At 72.4% G+C, this 19,531-nt stretch carries 18 protein-coding genes; 8 read left to right on the forward strand and 10 right to left on the reverse strand.

The window, feature by feature from the left end; translation table 11 throughout:
- Positions 1-90: 90 nt before the first annotated feature.
- Positions 91-939: a peptidase M23 gene (locus AB0F61_RS03485; RefSeq protein WP_357802883.1), complete on the reverse strand. Its 849-nt coding sequence runs from the start codon at positions 937-939 to the stop codon at positions 91-93.
- A gap of 420 nt (positions 940-1,359) precedes the next feature.
- Between AB0F61_RS03485 and AB0F61_RS03490 the strand changes: the two genes are divergently transcribed.
- From AB0F61_RS03490 to AB0F61_RS03505, 4 genes are all read left to right on the forward strand, one after another.
- A complete protein-coding gene (locus AB0F61_RS03490; RefSeq protein ID WP_357802884.1) occupies positions 1,360-2,280 on the forward strand; it encodes a PAC2 family protein in 921 nt (306 codons plus the stop codon).
- A gap of 37 nt (positions 2,281-2,317) precedes the next feature.
- Positions 2,318-3,115: an exodeoxyribonuclease III gene (locus AB0F61_RS03495; protein WP_357802886.1), complete on the forward strand. Its 798-nt coding sequence runs from the start codon at positions 2,318-2,320 to the stop codon at positions 3,113-3,115.
- A 17-nt stretch (positions 3,116-3,132) separates the two neighbouring features.
- Positions 3,133-3,450 (forward strand): antibiotic biosynthesis monooxygenase, encoded by a 318-nt coding sequence (locus tag AB0F61_RS03500; protein ID WP_357802887.1) that lies wholly within the window; start codon positions 3,133-3,135, stop codon positions 3,448-3,450.
- 365 nt (positions 3,451-3,815) lie between these two features.
- Positions 3,816-4,691 (forward strand): alpha/beta hydrolase, encoded by an 876-nt coding sequence (locus AB0F61_RS03505; RefSeq protein ID WP_357802889.1) that lies wholly within the window; start codon positions 3,816-3,818, stop codon positions 4,689-4,691.
- A 303-nt stretch (positions 4,692-4,994) separates the two neighbouring features.
- Here the strand turns inward: AB0F61_RS03505 and AB0F61_RS03510 are convergent, their stop codons facing one another.
- From AB0F61_RS03510 to AB0F61_RS03520, 3 genes are all read right to left on the reverse strand, one after another.
- Positions 4,995-5,636 carry a class F sortase gene (locus tag AB0F61_RS03510; protein ID WP_357802890.1) on the reverse strand — a complete coding sequence of 214 codons (642 nt, stop codon included), beginning with the start codon at positions 5,634-5,636 and terminating at the stop codon, positions 4,995-4,997.
- The gene (locus AB0F61_RS03515) at positions 5,633-5,782 is read right to left on the reverse strand and encodes a hypothetical protein (RefSeq protein WP_357802891.1); all 150 of its coding nucleotides are present in this window, start codon (positions 5,780-5,782) and stop codon (positions 5,633-5,635) included. The genes AB0F61_RS03510 and AB0F61_RS03515 overlap by 4 nt, the downstream gene beginning before the upstream one ends.
- A 77-nt stretch (positions 5,783-5,859) precedes the next feature.
- A complete protein-coding gene (locus tag AB0F61_RS03520) occupies positions 5,860-6,621 on the reverse strand; it encodes a hypothetical protein (RefSeq protein ID WP_357803219.1) in 762 nt (253 codons plus the stop codon).
- Positions 6,622-6,829: 208 nt separating this feature from the next.
- Between AB0F61_RS03520 and trmB the strand changes: the two genes are divergently transcribed.
- Together trmB and AB0F61_RS03530 are read left to right on the forward strand one after the other, a co-directional pair.
- Positions 6,830-7,459: a tRNA (guanosine(46)-N7)-methyltransferase TrmB gene (gene trmB / locus AB0F61_RS03525; protein WP_357803221.1), complete on the forward strand. Its 630-nt coding sequence runs from the start codon at positions 6,830-6,832 to the stop codon at positions 7,457-7,459.
- Between the two features lie 103 nt (positions 7,460-7,562).
- Positions 7,563-10,076 (forward strand): DUF3516 domain-containing protein, encoded by a 2,514-nt coding sequence (locus AB0F61_RS03530; RefSeq protein ID WP_357802893.1) that lies wholly within the window; start codon positions 7,563-7,565, stop codon positions 10,074-10,076.
- On the opposite strand, the gene AB0F61_RS03535 is transcribed toward AB0F61_RS03530, so the two are convergent.
- Positions 10,073-10,990 carry an oxidoreductase gene (locus tag AB0F61_RS03535; protein ID WP_357802895.1) on the reverse strand — a complete coding sequence of 306 codons (918 nt, stop codon included), beginning with the start codon at positions 10,988-10,990 and terminating at the stop codon, positions 10,073-10,075. The genes AB0F61_RS03530 and AB0F61_RS03535 overlap by 4 nt on opposite strands.
- Positions 10,991-11,097: 107 nt before the next feature.
- On the opposite strand from AB0F61_RS03535, the gene AB0F61_RS03540 reads away from it, so the two are divergent.
- Together AB0F61_RS03540 and AB0F61_RS03545 are read left to right on the forward strand one after the other, a co-directional pair.
- Positions 11,098-11,985: a LysR family transcriptional regulator gene (locus AB0F61_RS03540; protein ID WP_357802896.1), complete on the forward strand. Its 888-nt coding sequence runs from the start codon at positions 11,098-11,100 to the stop codon at positions 11,983-11,985.
- Between the two features lie 551 nt (positions 11,986-12,536).
- Positions 12,537-13,181, forward strand: a complete 645-nt coding sequence (locus tag AB0F61_RS03545; protein WP_357802898.1) for a hypothetical protein — start codon at positions 12,537-12,539, stop codon at positions 13,179-13,181.
- Between the two features lie 129 nt (positions 13,182-13,310).
- Here the strand turns inward: AB0F61_RS03545 and AB0F61_RS03550 are convergent, their stop codons facing one another.
- From AB0F61_RS03550 to AB0F61_RS03570, 5 genes are all read right to left on the reverse strand, one after another.
- Complete coding sequence (locus AB0F61_RS03550; RefSeq protein WP_357802900.1) at positions 13,311-14,258, reverse strand: iron-siderophore ABC transporter substrate-binding protein; 948 nt, start codon at positions 14,256-14,258, stop codon at positions 13,311-13,313.
- A 64-nt stretch (positions 14,259-14,322) separates the two neighbouring features.
- Positions 14,323-15,249, reverse strand: coding sequence for an ABC transporter ATP-binding protein (locus AB0F61_RS03555; RefSeq protein WP_357802902.1), 927 nt, complete (start codon positions 15,247-15,249; stop codon positions 14,323-14,325).
- 20 nt (positions 15,250-15,269) lie between these two features.
- Positions 15,270-16,358: an iron ABC transporter permease gene (locus AB0F61_RS03560; RefSeq protein WP_357802904.1), complete on the reverse strand. Its 1,089-nt coding sequence runs from the start codon at positions 16,356-16,358 to the stop codon at positions 15,270-15,272.
- The gene (locus AB0F61_RS03565) at positions 16,355-17,401 is read right to left on the reverse strand and encodes an iron ABC transporter permease (protein WP_357802905.1); all 1,047 of its coding nucleotides are present in this window, start codon (positions 17,399-17,401) and stop codon (positions 16,355-16,357) included. Before AB0F61_RS03565 ends, AB0F61_RS03560 begins: the two co-directional genes overlap by 4 nt.
- A 61-nt stretch (positions 17,402-17,462) precedes the next feature.
- Entirely contained in the window at positions 17,463-19,418 is a 1,956-nt protein-coding gene (locus AB0F61_RS03570) for a multicopper oxidase domain-containing protein (RefSeq protein WP_357802906.1), read from the reverse strand.
- Positions 19,419-19,531 lie beyond the last annotated feature (113 nt).

Consider the following 19,531-nt stretch of genomic DNA (forward strand, 5'->3'; position numbering starts at 1 on the left):
TGGTCCCTCTGTCATGTGTACCCCGAACCCGCAACACATGTACCCGGGATGCGACAGCCTCAACCCTGACCGTCCACAGTGGCCGGTAGATTACCGCCCCGCCGGCACGATGGCGTCGACGACCCGGGTGGCCCGCCACTCGTGCTGCTGGTAGTACTCGGGGTACGCGGAGACCTGCACCGCCTGGGCCGCGTCGGTGAGTCGCATCCGCTCCCAGCCGGGCACCTGCTCCAGGGCGGCGAGGAACTGCCGGGTGGCGAACTCGGGGTCCATGAGCCGGCCCACCGGGCCCCAGCCGCTGCTGGAGCGCTGCTGGAACAACCCGACCGAGTCGTGGTCCCAGCCGACACCCTGGTGCGGGTAGTCCTGCGACTCGGGCAGCACACCGCTTGCCACGTTGTAGAGGTTGCTCTCCTGCATGGCGGTGGCGACCGCGATCACCAGACCCCGTCGGGGCACCCCCATCTTGCGGCCGGCGCGCACGATCGCCTCGGCGTTCTCCATCTGGTCCTCGTCCAGCCCGGCGACGGGCGCCGGTCTGGTCGGGCGGGCCGGGGCGACCTTGCGGGCGGGGGCCGACGTGTCGGGGTCACCGGGGGTCGCCGTGGCGGACGGTGCCGGGGCAGCGGCGCGGTCGAGACCCCGGGAGGCGGCGCCCTGCTGCTCGGCGCGCTGCGCCAGCTCCGAGCTGGCGGTCGGGCCGGATCGGGTCGCCGCGCCGGGCTTCTCGTCGCAGACCTGGGCGACGACAGTCAGGCCGAGGCAGCAGACCACACCCGTGGCCAGCGCCACCTGGGCCCGGCGTCGACCGGTCAGGTCCCGGACGTACGCCCGCAGTCGAGTCGCGGTGGTTGTCCGTTCGGCTGAGGTGCCATCCTCCGTTTCGGCACTGGGGCTGCTCGGGGCGTACGGGTCGTCGAGGGTGTCGTCGTCACGCATCAACCGAGGCTAGGCAGGGAGAAACCCCGATCACGCACGGTGATCACGTGGTGATCGCCACAGATCGGGGTGGTACTGGTGGACGACCTGGCCGGGGCGACCCGCCCGGGGAACATTCCTCGCGTACCGGATGAACCCGGCGGGGCACGCGGGCCGGCACGGTCGGTGACAGGCCCCGACATCGGACCCTCGGACCTGACATGATCGACAAACTGGTCCGTTCGACCGAACCGGACCTCGGCCGAACGGCCGGAAGCAGCCACCTGGCGGCGTAATCAGGCGAATAGTCCGGTCACGCTCATCCCCCGGGCGACGAATCGCCCGGCGCAGGAATGCACCAGGATGGCGGGTACGTTGCCCGAACGGGTGCCCTCCGTCGCGACGGCACCCCGCAGGCACATTTCAGGGAGGTCCGCACCGGTGCTCGACCCACACGAGCTCTACCAGCTCACCGACGATCTGCCCGACCTGGGGCAACCGGTCCTCATCCAGGCCCTCACCGGGTTCGTGGACGCCGGCAACGCCAGCCGGCTGGCGCGCGAGCAGCTCCTCACCTCGCTGGAGGGTCGACCGATCGCCATCTTCGACGTCGACCAGCTCTTCGACTACCGGTCGCGACGACCGGTGATGACCTTCGTCGAGGACCACTGGGAGAGCGTCGACGCGCCCAAGCTGGAGCTGCACCTGCTGCACGACGACGACGAAACCCCGTTCCTGCTCCTCACCGGCCCCGAACCGGACCTGCAGTGGGAGCGGTTCGTGGCCGCCGTGGCCGGGCTGGCCGCCCGCCTGGACGTCCGGCTCACCGTGGGGCTCAACTCGATCCCGATGGCGGTGCCGCACACCCGACCGACAGGCGTGACAGCGCACGCCACCCGCCCCGAGCTGATCGCCGGATACGAGCCCTGGCTGCAACGCGTCCAGGTGCCCGGCAGCGTGGGTCACCTGCTGGAGTTCCGCCTCGGCAAGCAGGGCCGCGACGCGTTGGGCTTCGCCGCCCACGTGCCGCACTACGTGGCGCAGACCGAATACCCGGCCGCCGCCGAGGTGCTGCTCACCTCCGTGTCGCGCAGCACCGGGCTGCTGCTGCCCGGCGACGGGCTCCGCTCGGCCGCCGAGGTGGTCCGGGTGGAGATCGACCGCCAGGTCGCCCAGACCGAGGACGCCGCCGCCCTGGTCCAGGCCCTGGAGGAGCAGTACGACGCGTTCGCCCGTGGTCGAGGCGAGAAGAGCCTGCTCGCCCCGGACGCCGGGCCGCTGCCCACGGCCGACGAACTCGGCGCGGAACTGGAACGGTTCCTGGCCGAACAGACCCGTCCCGGCGACACCCCGGGTAGCTGACCCGGCGTACCCCGGACGGATGCGGCAGGCTGGAGGCATGCGCCTGGCGACCTGGAACGTCAACTCGGTGAAGGCCCGACTCCCCCGGCTGTTGCAGTGGTTGGCCGACACCGGGCCGGACGTCGTCTGCCTGCAGGAGACCAAGTGCCCGGACGGCGCCTTCCCGGTGACCGAGGTGGGCGCGTTGGGCTACACCGTGGCCAGCCACAGCGACGGCCGGTGGAACGGGGTCGCCATCCTGTCCCGGGTCGGGCTGGACGACGTCCGGGTCGGGTTCGCCGGTGAGCCCGGCTTTCCCGACCCGGAGGCCCGCGCCATCTCCGCCACCTGCGACGGGGTACGGGTCTGGTCGGTGTACGTGCCCAACGGCCGGACGCCCGACGACCCGCACTACGCGTACAAGCTGGCCTGGTTCGCGGCGCTGCGCGACGCGTTGGAGGCCGAGCTGTCCGGTGGGCTCCCGCTGGCCGTCTGCGGCGACTTCAACGTCGCCCCGACCGACGCCGACGTCTGGGACCCGGCGGTCTTCACCCACTCCACCCACGTCACGCCGGCCGAGCGGGCGGCCCTCGCGGCACTGCGCGACCTGGGCCTCGTCGACGTGGTGCCGACCCCGATGAAAGGGCCGCACCCCTTCACCTACTGGGACTACCGGGCCGGGATGTTCCACCAGAACAAGGGCATGAGGATCGACCTGGTGTACGCGTCCGCGCCGTTCGCCCGCGCGGTCGGTTCGGCCTACGTGGACCGGGAGGCCCGCAAGGGCAAGGGCCCCTCCGACCATGCCCCGATCGTGGTCGACGCGGAGCTGGTGCCCGCGGTCGAGGGGTTCTGAGTGGCTAGGGTGGGCAGATGGCAGTCGTGAAGATCAACGCAATCGAGGTCCCGCCCGGCGCCGGCGCGGAGTTGGAGAAGCGGTTCGCCGCCCGGGCCGGCGCGGTGGAGAACTCCCCCGGCTTCCTCGGCTTCGAGCTGCTCCGGCCGGTGGCCGGCGAGACCCGCTACTTCGTCTACACGAAATGGGAGAACGAGGAGGCGTACCAGGCGTGGGCCGCCGGCCCGTCGCGGGCCGCCCACGCCACCGCGCCCGGCGAGAAGCCCCGACCGCCGGTCTCCAGCGGGGCCAGCCTGCTGGAGTTCGAGGTGGCCCTGCACGTCCCCCAGCCCTAGCCAGCCCGCGCGGCACCGCCCTCGCGGCGCGGCCGGGCCGCGCGGTGCTTCCCTCGCGGCGCGCCCAGCCCGCACGGCGCTTCCCTCGCGGCGCGGCCGGCCCGCGCGGCGCTTGATCCACTCCGTTTCGGTGAAACCGGGGTGTCCAAGTGCGTGGGATGCCCCGACATCAAGGATCGCGTGTCGATCAAGCCCTCGGGCAGAGCCCTGTGCCGAGGACGCCGCAGCACGGCCGAATCGCGTCGGGCCGAATGTCTCAGTTGATAGCGTCGAGGCGGCCCGAGCGGCAGCCGGCCACCGGTCGCCCTGCCTGCCGTCCCACGCCGTTCGCTCAGGGCGCATCCCAAGCTGCGGGGGTTCTGGGCATGTTCGACGGCTTCGACGAGTTCGACATCGCCACGTCCGGCGCGACGATCCACGGACGCCGGGGCGGCAGCGGGCCGCCGGTGCTGCTCCTGCACGGCATCCCCGAGACGCACCTCATGTGGCACCAGGTCGCGCCACGTCTCGCCGAGAACTTCACAGTCGTCGCCACCGACCTGCGGGGCTGGGGCGACAGCGGCACACCGCCGAGCACGCCCGACCACGAGCCGTACGGCATGCGCGCCATCGCCCATGACCAGATCGAGGTGATGCGGAGTCTGGGTTACCAGCAGTTCCGCCTCGTCGGCCACGATCGCGGGGCCCGCTGCGCGTACCGTCTCGCGCTCGACGCACCGGATGCCGTCAGCCGGCTGGCCGTCCTGGACGTCGTGCCGGTCGGGGACGTCTACGACCGCGCCGACAAGGCGTTCAGCCTCTCCTACTGGGTCTGGTCCTTCCTGGCCGCGCCGGCGCCGGTGCCCGAGCAGTTCATCGACGCTGCGCCCGCCGTGCTCGTCGACTACATGCTCGACACCTGGCCCGAGGTGAAGGACGCCTTCCCGCCCGAGGTGCGGGCGGCGTACGTCAGGCAGTTCAGCGATCCCGCCACGGTCCACGCGATCTGCGAGGAGTTCCGCGCGGCCGCGACGCTGGACTACCAGCAGGACGAGGCGGACCGAGGGAAACGGAAGATCACCTGCCCGGTGCTGTTCCTCTGGAGCCAACGTGGTCAGGTCGCGAAGCTCTACGACGACCCGCTCGCGATCTGGCGGGAGTGGGCCGACGACGTGCGCGGCGAGCCGGTCGGGGTCGGGCACTTCATCCCGGAAGAGGCCCCCGACGAGACCACCCGCCAGCTCCTGGCCTTCCTGAGCTGACGCCGGGCCGATCTGCGGGCGCCGACGGCCTGATCCACTCGGCTTCAGCGAAACCGGGGTGTCCAAGTCGACCTGACACCCCGACTTCAATGATCCCGAGTCGATCAAGCAGGGGCGGGCGGCCGGGTGGCCGGGCGGGCCAGGCAGGTGGCCGGGCGGGCCAGGCAGGTGGCCGGGCGGGCCAGACAGGCGGGCGGGCCAGACAGGCGGGCGGGCCAGACAGGCGGGCGGGCCAGACAGGCGGGCGGGCCAGACAGGCGGGCGGGCCAGGCGAGCGGGCCAGGCGCCGTTGGCGGGCTCGGGTCAGGGCTTGCGGGACGACTGGAGCGTGGCGAAGGCGATCACGTTGTCGGCGTAACCGGTGCGACCGCCGATGAACTGGCCGCCGCAGGTGATCAGCCGCAGCCCGGCGGGGCCGTCGTGGCCGTAGATGCGCTCGGCGGGCAGCCGGTCCTTCGGGAAGTGCTCCACGGTGTCGACCTTGAAGATGACAGTCGACCGGTCCGCGCGGGCCACCTCGATGAGGTCGCCCGGCTTCAGCTTGCCCAGGTCGTAGAAGACCGATGGCCCGCTCTTGGTGTCCACGTGCCCGACGATCACCGCCGGACCAGGTTCGCCGGGCGTGGGACCACGGTCGTACCAGCCGGTCTCGTTGTGCCGCTCCAGCGGCGGTACGGCGATCGAGCCGTCGCGGGCCTGCCCGACTGGCGCCACCGGCGCGGCCACCTTGATGGCGGGCACGGTGAGGCGCACCGGGCGGCTGGCCGACAACCCGACCGACTCGCTGCGGGCCGGACGGTCCCCGCCCGCCGGGGCCCAGTCGAACGGGCCGACCGAGCGGCCCAGCCCTGCCCCGGTGGCGAAGACACCGGCCAGCACCAGCACCACGGCCAGCGGCACCGACCAGGGGCTGCGGCCGGGTTGACGGCTACGCCGAGGGGTCACCGCCGTCGGAGGGCGAGCAGCGACCACCGGACGCTCGGCGGCCCGCGCATGATCATCCACCGGCGGGCGAGCCACCACCTCCCGACGGTCGGCGGCCCGCGCACGATCATCCACCGGCGGACGAGCACCAGTGGCTGGACGGGCACCGGCCGGAGGCGACGAGCCGGGAGCGCGTGGCGGGGGACCGGGCGGCGGCGGTGGGTGGAAGATCTCCATGGCGGCCTCAGCGACGCGCAGCGCCACGGACCGGACGTGGCCGGCGTAGCGCCACGACGGCGAGGACCAACCCGGTGATGGTCAGCGCCGCGCCACCGGGCAGCAGCAGCTTGCCGGTGATCCCGTTGGCACTCCCACCGAAGCCGGTGGCCGGACCGCGACTGGGGTGGACCGGGATCTTCTTGACCACCTGGAGCATGGTCGAGGCGGTCTCGCCGTCGCGGCACTCCAGCTTGACCCGGTAGTTGCCGGGGCGGGTGCGCTCGCGCACCATCGGCGCGGCGGTGAGCACCCCGTTCTGCGGCTGCACGCCGATCGCGCCGAAGGCGTCGGAGACGACGGTCGCGCCCACCGAGTTGTCCCGGCAACTGGCCCGGATCCCGACCAGGTAGCCGGGCTGCACCGTGCTGGGGCTCACCTCGACGAAGATGTCCACCGGCGGCGTCGGCTGGGGCGCGCCACCCGGCGGGCCTTCGGGTTGCGGCGCGGATCCGGCAGCGGCCTGCTGGCGAACACCGGATGCCGGGCGCACGACACCGGCGGGCTGAACCGCGGGAACGAGCGCACCCGGCACGGCCGACGCACCACGAACGGCGACAGATTGAGGCCCGGCAACCGCAGGCCCGGCAACCGCAGGCCCGGCAACCGCGAGCCCGGCAACCGCGAGCCCGGCAACCGCAGGCCCGGTGAGCAGAAGAGCGGTGAGCAGGGGGCCGGTGAGCGTGGCCAGCACCGACCGGGTCACGCCGCCGCGGGTCACTGCCACGATGCCCCCTCTCGACGCCGCGCGGCTGAGTCGGGCAGCGGAGCACCCGACCTGCCGTACCAGTTGGATCCTCTCATTTCCGGTCGCACATCACATCCGATTCGCTGGCGGCGTCGCGTACTCTCGGGTGGCTGTGACCGCCACCGACCATGACCCCGCCGTCCCGCCCGTGAGCCGGACGATCCGGACGTTCCATCCCCGCCGGGGTCGGATGAGCGACCGGCAGACCGATGCGTTGAGCCGGCTCTGGCCCGCGTACGGCCTGGATGTTCCGGACGGACCGGTCGTACCCGTCGACCTGGCCGACCTGTTCGGTCGCCGGTCGCCGGTGGTGTTGGAGATCGGCTCTGGCATGGGTGACAGCACCGCCGCGATGGCTGCCGCCGACCCGGATCGAGATTATCTGGCGGTCGAGGTGCACACGCCGGGAATCGCCAACCTGCTCGACCTGGTGGACCGGCACCGCCTGGAAAACGTGCGGGTGGCCCGGGGTGACGCGTTGTCCCTGGTCAGCGGCCTGCCTGCGGACGTCCTGGACGCCGTACACGTCTTCTTTCCGGACCCGTGGCCGAAGGCCCGCCACCACAAGCGGCGGATCATCCAGCCGGCGCACGTGGCGCTGCTGCGGTCCCGGCTGCGGCCCGGCGGGACGCTGCACTGCGCGACGGACTGGGCCGAGTACGCCGAGGCGATGCGGGAGACCCTGGAGGCGGACCCGGAGTTGGTGGACGCGTACGGCGGCTTCGCGCCGCGTCCGGCGCACCGGCCGGTGACGAAGTTCGAGCGGCGGGCGATCACGGCTGGTCGGCCGGTCGCCGACCTGCTCTACCGCCGACGGTGACGCGCTGGCCCGTCCCGCCGGCCCGGGCCGTCGGGCCCGGACGGGGGTCCGGTCGACGCCGGGTTGGCGGAGCGGGGCATGATCCAGGCACCATGGACGGGATATGACGCTCACCGCCGCGCTGCCGACAAGCGCCGACCCCGACACCCTCTTCGACGCGTTCGCCGGCTGGGCGAAGGAGCGCGGCCTCGACCTCTATCCCCATCAGGAGGAGGCGGTCATCGAGATCGTCTCCGGCGCCAACCTGATCATGAACACGCCCACCGGCTCGGGTAAGAGCCTGGTGGCGATCGCCGCGCACTTCGCGGCCCTCGCCGACAGCCGGACGACCTTCTACACCGCCCCGATCAAGGCCCTGGTGTCGGAGAAGTTCTTCGCCCTCTGCGAGGTCTTCGGCGCGGAAAACGTCGGCATGCTCACCGGCGACGCCAGCGTCAACGCCGACGCCCCGATCATCTGCTGCACCGCGGAGATCCTGGCCAACCTGGCGCTGCGTGAGGGCGCGAAGGCCGACGTCGGCCAGGTGATCATGGACGAGTTCCACTTCTACGCCGAGCCCGACCGGGGCTGGGCCTGGCAGGTGCCGATCATCGAGCTGCCGCAGGCCCAGTTCATCCTGATGTCCGCCACCCTGGGGGACACCACCCGGTTCGTCGACGACCTGACCCGGCGTACCGGGCGGGCGACCGCCGTCGTGCGCACGGCGGAGCGGCCGGTCCCGCTGATCTTCTCGTACGCCATGACGCCGCTGCACGAGACGCTTGAGGAACTGCTGGAGACCAAGCAGGCCCCGGTGTACGTGGTGCACTTCACCCAGGCCGCCGCGCTGGAACGCGCCCAGGCGCTGATGAGCGTCAACGTCTGCTCCCGGGCCGAGAAGGACATGATCGCCGAGGCGATCGGTGCCTTCCGGTTCACCTCCGGCTTCGGCAAGACGTTGTCCCGGCTGGTCCGGCACGGCATCGGCGTGCACCACGCCGGCATGCTTCCCAAGTACCGCCGCCTGGTGGAGACCCTCGCCCAGGCCGGCCTGCTCAAGGTCATCTGCGGCACCGACACCCTCGGCGTCGGCATCAACGTGCCGATCCGCACCGTGCTGTTCACCGGCCTGTCCAAGTACGACGGGATCCGTACCCGGCTGCTCAAGAACCGGGAGTTCCACCAGATCGCCGGGCGGGCCGGTCGGGCCGGTTACGACACCATCGGCCGGGTCGTGGTGCAGGCACCCGAGCACGTCATCGACAACGAGAAGGCCCTCGCCAAGGCCGGCGACGACCCGAAGAAGCGGCGCAAGGTGGTCCGCAAGAAGCCGCCGGAGGGCTCGATCGGTTGGGGTCAGCCCACCTTCGACCGGCTTGTCGACGCCGAGCCGGAGCCGCTGACCTCCAGCTTCCAGGTCAGCCACTCGATGCTGCTCAACGTCATCGGTCGACCCGGGGACGCGTTCACCGCGATGCGGCACCTGCTCACCGACAACCACGAGGAGCCGGCCGCCCAGCGCCGGCACATCCGTCGGGCCATCGCCATCTACCGGGCGTTGCGCGCCGGTGGGGTCGTCGAGGAGCTGCCCGAGCCGGACGAGACCGGCCGGCGGATCCGGCTCACCGTCGACCTCCAGCTCGACTTCGCGCTCAACCAGCCGCTCTCCCCCCTCGCGCTGGCCACCATCGAGCTGCTCGACGCCGAGTCCCCGTCGTACGCGCTCGACGTGCTGAGCGTGATCGAGTCGATCCTCGACGATCCCCGGCAGATCCTGTCCGCGCAGCAGTTCAAGGCGCGCGGCGAGGCGGTCGCCGCGATGAAGGCCGAAGGCATCGAGTACGAGGCCCGCCTCGAACTGCTCGACGAGGTGACCCACCCGAAGCCCCTGGCGGAGCTGCTGGAAGCCGCGTACGAGATGTACCGGCAGGGCCACCCCTGGGTCGCCGACCACCAGCTCTCCCCTAAGGCCGTCGTCCGCGACATGTTCGAACGGGCGATGACCTTCACCGAGTACGTGCAGTTCTACGGGCTGACCCGCTCGGAGGGCCTCGTCCTGCGCTACCTGGCCGACGCGTACAAGACGCTGCGGCAGACCGTCCCCGAGGACGCCAAGACCGAGGAGCTGATCGACCTCATCGAGTGGTTGGGCGAGTTGGTCCGCCAGGTCGACTCCAGCCTGATCGACGAGTGGGAGCGGCTGCGCAACCCGTCCGACGTGGCCGAGGTGGCCCAGGCGCACGCCGCCCTGACCGACCGGCCACCCGCGGTGACCCGCAACGCGCGGGCGTTCCGGGTGCTGGTGCGCAACGCGCTGTTCCGCCGGGTGGAGCTGGCCGCGCTGCGCCGCTGGGATCTGCTCGCCGAGTTGGACGCCGGCGACGGCTGGGACTACGACGCGTGGGCCGACGCGCTCGCGCCGTACTTCGAGGAGTACGACTCGATCGGCGTCGGGCCGGACGCCCGGGGGCCGGCACTGCTGATGATCGAGCAGGGCCGGGAGCGGTGGACCGTACGCCAGAGCTTCGACGACCCCAACGGCGACCACGACTGGGGCATCAGCGCCGAGATCGACCTGGTGGCCTCCGACGAGGTCGGGGCGGCGGTCGTCCGGATCACCGACGTCGGCCAGCTCTAGCGACCGTCTCGACCAGGGGGTCGCCGGTACGCCGGCGGCTCCCCTTGGACGTCGGCGAAGTGGACGCTGCGGGTGGTCGGTTCCCAGGCCAGGAACTCGGCGCGGGCTTGCTCCAGGCTGGCCGAGATCGCGTCGGCCGCATCGTTGCCGAGGACCAGCCGCAGCGGGGTCGCGTCAGCGTCGAGGGCGGCGAGGATGGCGGTGGCGGCCTTGGCGGGGTCGCCGGGCTGCCGGCCGTCGGCCGCGTCGAGGTTCGCCGCGACCGCCCCCACGCTGTCGGCGTACGCGTCGATCGCAGGAGCGCGCAGCATGGCCCCAGCGGCGTTGAGGTTCGTCCGGAAGGCTCCCGGCTCGACGATCAGTACCTTGATCCCGAACGGAGCCACCTCGGCCGCCAGTGCCTCGGAGAGTCCCTCCAGGGCGAACTTGGTCGCCGAGTAGGCGGAGACTCCGGCGAAGGACATCCGCCCGCCCATGCTGCTGAGCTGCACGATGGCGCCCGAACCCCGCCGGCGCATGTGCGGCAGCACCTCCCGGGTCAGGGCCGCGGGACCGAAGAAGTGCAGGTCCATCAGGTCACGTAGCTGCCGGTCGGTGGTCGCCTCGACCGCGCCGACCAGAGCGCGGCCGGCGTTGTTGACCAGGACGTCGATCCGGCCGTACCAGAGGATGACCTGGGCGACCACCGCGGTGATCCGGGCTGCGTCCGTGACGTCGAGTTCGACCAGGCGTACCCGGTCGGGGTGGGCCTCGGCCAGGTCCTGGAGCGTCTGCGGGCGGCGGGCGGTTGCCACGACGGTGTCACCGGCGCGCAGTGCTGCCTCGGCGATCGTCCGGCCGAAGCCGGAGGAGGTCCCGGTGATCAGCCAGATCCGGCCGGTCGGCGGGCGGGTGGACGGGGTTTCGGTGGACATCTCGGCCTCCAGTGGCGCGATGAGCTGAGCAGAGTGTGGCCAGCGGCGCCCTGGCGCGTCCAAGACAGAAGATCGTTCAGGCCATAAGGCCGATTTATGATTCCGGGATGGAGCTGCGCCAACTGCGCTACCTGGTGGCGATCGACGAGGCCGGGAATCTGGGCCGGGCCGCCCAAGGGCTCTACGTCAGCCAGCCCGCTCTCTCCTACGCCCTGCGCAAACTGGAGGCGGAGATCGGCGTGCAGCTCTTCGACCGGCACGCCGGGGGCGTGACGCCGACCGCCGCCGGGCGCGACGTGATCACCGAGGCGCGCCGTACGCTCCGGCAGGTCGACCGGATCACGGCCGTGGCGCAGCGGCACCGGCGCGGCCAGACCGGGGTGCTGCGGGTGGGCTTCGAGGCGAGCGGCGCGGGCGAGCTGACGACGCGTTCCCGGGCGGAGTTCGCCCGCCGGTATCCGGGCGTACGGGTCGAGCCAAGGCGATTTGACTGGGGCGAGGAGGCCACCGCGCTGCGCGATGGCCGGGTCGACGTCGCCTTCGTCTGGCTCCCGAACGACCTCACCGGCATGCGTGTCGAGGTGGTGCAGACGGAGCAGCGGCTGCTTGCCGTGGCCCGGGAACACCCACTCGCCGGTCGGGACAGCGTCTCGATCCTGGACACCAACGACGAGCCGTTGGTGTGGACCGAGCGGGCGCCGCGCGAGTGGGTGGACTGGTGGGCGGTGAACCCGCGGCCGGACGGGTCGAGCCCTCGCTGGGGCCCGACCAGCAACAACGTCGAGGAGATGTTGGAGCAGGTGGCGGAGGGGACGGCCATCTGCTTCGCACCGGAGAGCATGGCGAGCTACTACGCCCGTCCCGACCTCGCCTGGGTGCCGCTGATCGACGTCGAACCGCTCCGGATCGCCCTCGCCTGGCCCGACCGCACCGACACCCGACTCGTCGGCGGTTTCGCCCAGGTGGTCCGGGAGCTCGCCGCCGAGAGGGCCTAGCCGGACCGTTGCGGTGTGCAGCCATGGGACATGGTGGTGGGTGCTCGCCGCCGCCAGCTCCGGCGTACCGACCAACTTCCCGACCGTGCCGAATCACCGCGGACGGGACACTGGCCCGAGGGCCGGCACTGCTGATGATCGAGCAGGGCCGGGAGCGGTGGACCGACGAGGTCGGGGCGGCGGTCGTCCGGATCACCGACGTCGGCCAGCTCTGACGTGTCCGCCCCCGACGGGCCGTCGGGGGCGGACCGGCCCGGGGCGGAAGAGCGCCGGGGTACGCCGGGCGGTCACGTCCTCGATCCAGCCGAACAGCAGCACCGCTCCGGCGGTCAGCAGGCACACCCCGGTCAGCCGGCACCCGGGGTGCCCAGGTAATGGTCACAGGGCGCAATAATGTTGCATATCGGTCATATGCGCCCACATCATCACGGATGTGTGTGCGAATTCCGGCACTCCCCGGCGCCCCCGCAGGCCCCACTTTCGCTGGGCAATGTCAGACCCGTCGATTAGAATGTATGTACTAATAGAGATCCTGACCTGGGAGGACGCCCGTGACCGCGCCCACCTCCACGCCCCTCACCCCCTACGCCACACTGCTCGGTTTCACCCGCTACGTCGACCGCACCGGCCCCACCAAGGCGACCTTCGTGGGTGGCCTGCGCAAGCAGCGTGCCAGTCGGTCCGGCTTCAACCCGCACGGTCAGTTCGTCAAGGCGCTCAAGGCCGACATCGCCTTCCACACCGGCGGCACCCACCTGACCGGGGTGGTCGACGTGGTCAAGCCACGCTGGCGCCCGCTCTACCAGGCCCTCGTCCCCGGGGCCACGGCCTGGCTGCACTCCCTCGGCGAGCCGGCCGCCGTCGACCTCGCCCAGACCCGCGACGCCCTCGCCATGCTGGGCGACCTGCCCGTCAAGATCAACCCCCACTTCGGGGTACGCCACGCCGACGGTCGCGCCGAAGCGGTCCGCCTGCACTTCGACGAGACCCCACCGAGCGAGGAGTCGGTGCTCGCCACCCTGCACCTGATGGCCCGACACATGGACGCGGTGCTCCCGCACGCCGAGCCGATCCTGGTCGACGTCCGCCGCGGCCAGGCCCACCGCATGCCCAGCGACGCCAAGCCCGACCAGATCGAACGCTGGCTGTCCGGCGAAGCCGCCGCCTTCCGCGCCATCTGGTCCACCGCCGCCTAACCCCCCACCCACCCAGACACCCCAAGATCCGCGCAACATCAGGGATCCTGCTGCCTGAACAGCTCATGAGGCAGCAGTTTCACCGAAGTTGCGCGGATCTTGGGCGTTGTGTGCGGTGTGGCGGGGGCCTCAGGCGGCGGGGAGGTACTTTGCCAGGTCGTCGAGGATCTTGTTGGCGGCGCCGACGCCGATGCCGGTCATCCAGACCTCGTCGGAGACGGAGTACGCCTTGCCGGCCCGGACGGCGCTGAGGCCCTTCCAGAGGGTCCCGCCGGCCACCTTGGCCTGCTCGGCGGCGGCCTTGTCGCCGTACGCGGTCACGAAGATGACGTCACCGTCGACCTCGCTGACCCGCTCGGGGCTGACCAGGTCGAAGCGCTTGTCCTCCTTGTTGGCGAGCAACTGCCGCTCGGGGCGCCCCAGCCCGGTGTCGCGCAGGACGATGCCGGAGAAGGAGTCCGGGCCGTACACCCGGATGTTGCCGGGCAGGAACCGCACGATCGACACCTTGCGGGCGGCGGCGTCGCCGAGGGTGGCGCCAAAGTCCTTGGCCCGCTTCTCGTACGCGGCGAGCAGGTCCTTGGCCTGCTGCTCGCGCCCGAGCGCCCTGCCGTCGAGGAGGAAGTTGTCCTTCCAGGTGATGCCCACCTTGTCGGTGAACACGGTCGGCGCGATGGCGGACAGTTCGTCGTAGAACTTCTCCTGGCGGAACTTGCTGCCGAGGATGAGGTCGGGCTTGAGAGCGTTGATCGCCTCCAGGTCGGGCTCGGCGAGCACCCCGACCGTCTTGATGCCGGCGAGCTTGTCCGCGCCGAAGTAGGTCGGCCAGCTCTTGGCCTCACCGGCGGTGGCGGCGCCGACGGGCGTGACGCCCAGCGAGAGCGCCGTGTCGATCTTGTCGGTGTCGAGCACGACGACACGCTTGGGCTCGGCCGGGACCTTGGTGGTGCCCATGGCGTGGGTGATCTCCCGGGTGTCCCCGGTGGTGGAGCCGGCGACCGGGTCGCTCTCACCGCAGGCGGTGAGACCGACGCCGAGGGCGACGGCCGCGGCGAGAGCGGCGACGAGACGACGCATCAGAGTCCTTTCGAGGGGGGTACGGGCCGGCGAGCGGGGTGGCCGCGTCGCCGGTGGTGGCGGGTCAGGCGTCCGGTGCGGACGCTTTCGACGAATTGAGGTCGTCCGCGACGGCGGGCGACCCGGAGCGCGGCCCGACGACCGGGTTGCCGGCACCGTGAGACGCGCCCGCCGCAGCGGGCGCGTCGGTGGACGGCCGGGCCGGGCTGGTGGTGCCTCCCGTGTAGGCGGGCACCACAAGTGGCGCGCCGGTCACCGGGCAGGGCACGACCACGCAGGCCAGCCCGAACACGTCGCGGACCAGGTCGGCGGTGAGGATCTCCCGGGGCGGTCCGGCGGCCACCACGGCACCGTCGCGCATCGCGACCAGGTGGTCGGCGTACCGGGCGGCCTGGTTCAGGTCGTGCAGCACGGCGACCACGGTGCGGCCCCGCTCGACGCGCAGCCGGTGCAGGAGGTCCAGCACCTCCACCTGGTGGGCCAGGTCGAGGAAGGTGGTCGGCTCGTCCAGCAGCAGGGCGTCGGTGTCCTGGGCGAGCGTCATGGCGATCCACACCCGCTGCCGCTGACCACCGGAGAGGCTGTCCACCGGCCGGTCCGCCAGGTCTGTCACGTCGGCCAGGGCCATCGCCTCGTCCACCGCCGCGCCGTCCTCCGACGACCACTGCCGCCACCAACGCTGGTAGGGCTGCCGGCCGCGGCCGACCAGGTCCGCCACGGTGACGCCCTCGGGCACCAGCGGGCTCTGCGGCAGGACGCCGAGCCGGCGGGCGACCTCCCGGGTGGGCAGGTCGCGGATCGCGGTGCCGTCCAGCAGCACCGCGCCCCGACGCGGGGTGAGCAGCCGGGCCATCGTGCGCAGCAGGGTGGACTTGCCACATGCGTTCGGCCCGACGATCACGGTGAACGCGTCGGTGGGCAGGTCCAGGTCGAGACCGTCGAGCACGGTCCGCTCGTCGTAGCCGGCGACCAGGTCGCGGGTGGAGAGCATCACACGACTCCTTGGGGGCGTCACGACGACCGCCGCCGTCCACGCAGCAGCAGGAAGATCAGGTACGGGCCACCGATCGCCGCGGTCAGCACCCCGGCGGGCAGTTGCGTGGGCGCGAACAGCCGCCGGCCGGCCAGGTCCGCGAGCACCAGCAGCAACGCGCCGAGCAGCGCCGCGCAGACCAGCGGTGGCCGTTCGGCGCGTACCAGCCGCCGGGCCACCTGGGGGGCGACAAGCGCGACGAAGTCGACGGCGCCGACCTGGGCGGTGACCATCGCCGCGACGAGCACACCGGTGCCGGCCAGGCCGATCCGGCGAGCCACCGGGCGCAGCCCGACACCCCGGGCGGTGTCGTCGTCCAGGGCGGTGCTGTTCAGCGCCCAACCGGCCCAGGCCAGCACCGGCAGCAGCACCAGCAGGGTGCCGGCGATCCAGGCGGCCTCGGTCCAGCCCTTGCCGGCGAGGGTGCCGATCAGCCAGATCTGCGCGCGCAGCCCGTCGATCGGGTCGGCGGTGAGCATGACCACCTCGGTCAGGGCCCGGAAGGCGAACGCCACCGCCACTCCGGCGAGGACGAACCGCTGCGCGGCCAGCCCGTGCCGGGCGCCGAGGGCGAACAGCAGGACCGCCGCGAGCAGCCCGCCGACGAGCGCTGTGGGCGCCACCAGCACGGCGGCCATTCCGCTGGTCAGGGCAATGGTGGCGGCGAGGCCGGCGCCCTGGGTGATGCCGATGACGTCCGGGCTGGCGAGCGGGTTACGGGCCACACTCTGGATCAGGGTGCCGGCCACGCCGAACGCCGCGCCGGCCACCGCCGCCAGCACGACCCGTGGCAGCCGAAGATCAAAGACAACCAGGTCGTACGGGGTGCCGGCGCCGGAGAGCGCGCGCAGCACGTCGGCCGGGGCGACGTACGGGGTGCCGAGCGAGAGGCTCAGCACGACGGCCAGCAGGAGCAGCACGGTCAGCACGACGGCCACCAGCACCGCGCGGCGGCGGATCAGCAGGCTGACCGGGCCGAGCCGCAGCAGCGACCGTCCGGCCAGCCGGGCATCGCCGGCAGCGGGCGAGGCGGCGGTCGCGGCGGTCGACACACGCGTGTTGGTCACGCGGTCACCACCCGGGCGCGGCGGACCAGCACGGCCAGCAGCGGCGCTCCGATCAGCGCGGTGACGATCCCGGCCGGTATCTCGCCGGGTGGGGCGACGAGCCGGCCGACGACGTCGGCGCCGAGCAGCAGCGCCGGGCCGAGCAGGGCGGAGACGGCGAGGGTCCAGCGGTGGTCCGCGCCGACCAGGGCACGCGCCAGGTGCGGCACGGCCAGCCCGACGAAGGCGACAGGTCCGGCCGCCGCCACCGCCGCGCCGGTGAGCAGCACCGCGGCGAGGCCACCGCCGAGTCGGACCAGGCCGATGCGGTGGCCGAGGCCGCGGGCCACGTCGTCGCCGAGGGCCAACGCGTCCAGACCCCGGGCCACCAGGGCGGCGAGCACCAGACCGGCGAGGACGAAGGGCAGCACCTGCGCGGTGACGGTCAGGTCCCGGCCGGCCAGCCCGCCGACCACCCAGAACCGGTACTCCTCGAAGGTGCGGGCGTCGATGCTGAGCAGCGCGTACACGCCGGAGGCGAGGCTGGCGTCGAGTGCCGCGCCGACAAGCGCGAGGGTGACCGGGCTGGCGCCCTCACGGGCCCGGGTGGCGATGGCGAAGACCAGCAGCCCGGCGATCAGCGCGCCGGCGATGCCGAACCAGACGTACCCGGCGAGGGTGCCGACGCCGAAGACGGAGATGGCGAGCACCACACCGAACGACGCGCCGGCGCTGATGCCGAGGATGCGCGGCTCGGCGAGGGGGTTGCGGGTGAGCGCCTGGAACAGCACGCCGGCCACGGCGAGCGCGAGACCGACGGCGAGGCCGAGCGCGGTACGGGGCATCCGCAGCTCGCGCACGATGGTGCTGGCCTCGCCGCCGTCGGGTGCGACGAGAGCGTGCCAGACCTGGTCGACGCCGAGGTCCCGGCTGCCGAGCGCGAAGCTGGCCAGCACGGCGAGCAGCAACACCAGGGCGGCCCCGACGGTGACGGCCACCCGCCTGCGGGTGCGGGTGCCGGACCGGCTACGGACCTGGGTCGGCCGGCTGGCGAGCGCGGTCACGAATCTCCCTGCACGATCGGGCTTAGGTTCGCCTAACCTTAGCCGACCTGCGGAAAGTGACCTAACCGGCGTCGGTCGATGCCGTCGGGGGCTTCTCCGGCACACCCAGCGCGCCGCCGTCCCCGGTCGCGGCGCCGCCGCGCGGCAGCACGTTCAGCGGTCGCATCATCTCCTTGTCCTCGTGCTCCAGCAGGTGACAGTGCCAGGCGTAGCGACCGGGCAGGTCGAAGCGCGCCCTGATCCGGGTCACCTCCCACGGGTACGCGAGCACGGTGTCCATCCGGCCGCGCTCCCCCGGGTCCGGCCGCAGTCGGCCCGAGTGCCCGCGCCCGAGCAGCTCGAACTGGACCTGGTGCAGGTGGATCGGGTGCACGTGCCGGGTGAAGTTGCGCACCTCCCACTCCTCGGTGTCGCCGAGGGTGGGTTGCTCGGTCACCGGGTCGCTCCAGCGCAGCGGCAGACCCCTGCCACGTTCGTCGAGGACGCCGAGGAGCATGATCATCGAGCCGTCGGACATCCGCTCGTTGAGCGACAGCCGGCGTACCCGTTGGGCCGTTCCGAGCCGCGGGTGCGACGGCAGCCGCAGCCGCTCCGGTGGGACGCTCGGGTCCACGCCGGTGGCGTCGGTGACCACGAAACGCAGCACCTGCCCGGTGGTGTGCGGGTCGGCCGGCGCGAAGTCCACACCCGGCCGGCCGCCGTCGTACATCCCGTCGGGTCCCTCGTTGACGAGGTACAGCTCGGTGCCGGCCGGCACGTCGGTGAAGTCGACGATCGCGTCGACCCGCTGGGCGGGGCCGAGCGTCACCCGTTCGTGCGGCACCGGCTCGGGCAGGAAACCGCCGTCGCTGCCGATCTGCCAGACCGGAAGCACCGGGCGGGCCGGCCGCGCGGTGGCGTTGGCGACCACGCTGAGCAGCAGGAAGCGGCTGTTGCAGCCGTTGAGCAACCGGAACCGGTAACGCTGGCGCCGCACGGTGAGCGTGGGCCAGGTACGGCCGTTGACCACCATGGTGGAGGCGGAGAACCCGGGCACCCAGGTCGGCGCCCCGTCGCCGCCGCCGGAGTACCGCCGCGGGTAGCGCAGCTCGCCGTCGGCGGTGAAGCTGCGGTCCTGGATCATGAGCGGGATGTCATGGTATGCGGTGTTCGGCGCATCGCCGCGGGCCGGCGCCGGCCCGGGCAGCACCCCGTCCGGCAGGTCGTCCCCGCCGCCGAGCAGGTAGAACCCGGCCGGTCCGGCGTAGATGTTCTCCCGGGTGAGCCCGAGCGTGTGGTCGTGGTACCAGAGGGTGCAGGGCCGCTGGTCGTTGGCGTACTCGAAGGTGGCCGAACCCGGCGTCCAACGCAGGCCGCAGCGTTCGACGAAGCGGGACCGGAATTCGCGGTACGCGCTGCCGGAAACGGCGAAGTCGGGCGGTAGGTCGCGGGCCACCGGCAGGAACCACGCCTCGGAGTGCCCGTCGCTGTCCTGCGTGCTGTGCGCACCGTGCACGTGCACCACCTGCGGCACCGGCCCGCGGTATCCCTGCGGGCTGCCGTCCCAGCGCCCGTGCCGGTCGCGGCCCTCGGCCCCACCGGCCGGGTTGGCCCAGTGCAACGAGGGGTCCACCGGCAACAGGTGCGGCAGGTAATCGCCCCGGCCGTCGACGAGCTGGTTGACCCAGGTCACCCGCACCGGGCGGCCGACCCGCGCCACGATGCTGGGCGCGGGGTAGCCGAAGCTGTCGGGATGGGCGGTGGAGCCGTATCCCCACACGGTGGTGCGCGGCCACGACGGCGGCAGGATCTGCTGGCGGAACTGTCGCACCGCGATCTCGTACGTGTCGCGCTCCGCGTCGGTCGCCACCGCCGGCATGGCCGGTGGGATCCGCAGCGGTGTGACGTACTTCGGGATGTCCCGAGCGTCCAGCGGCGCCACCGCGGCGGCCGCCCGGCCGGACGTCCAGCCCGCCGGACCCAGTACCGCGGCGCTGCCGGCGGCACCAGCCGCGAGCAGCCGTCGTCTGCTGACCATGCCGCACCTCCAGTTGCTCCCGACCCTGACAGAAGAAGAATGAGTTTCGCGGAGGGTCACAAGAGGGGCAGATGGCGGATCAGACCCGTAAGAGGGACATCCGACACCATTCG

The sequence above is a fragment of the Micromonospora sp. NPDC023888 genome (genome assembly GCF_040639415.1).
In the GTDB taxonomy this organism is placed as follows: domain Bacteria; phylum Actinomycetota; class Actinomycetes; order Mycobacteriales; family Micromonosporaceae; genus Micromonospora.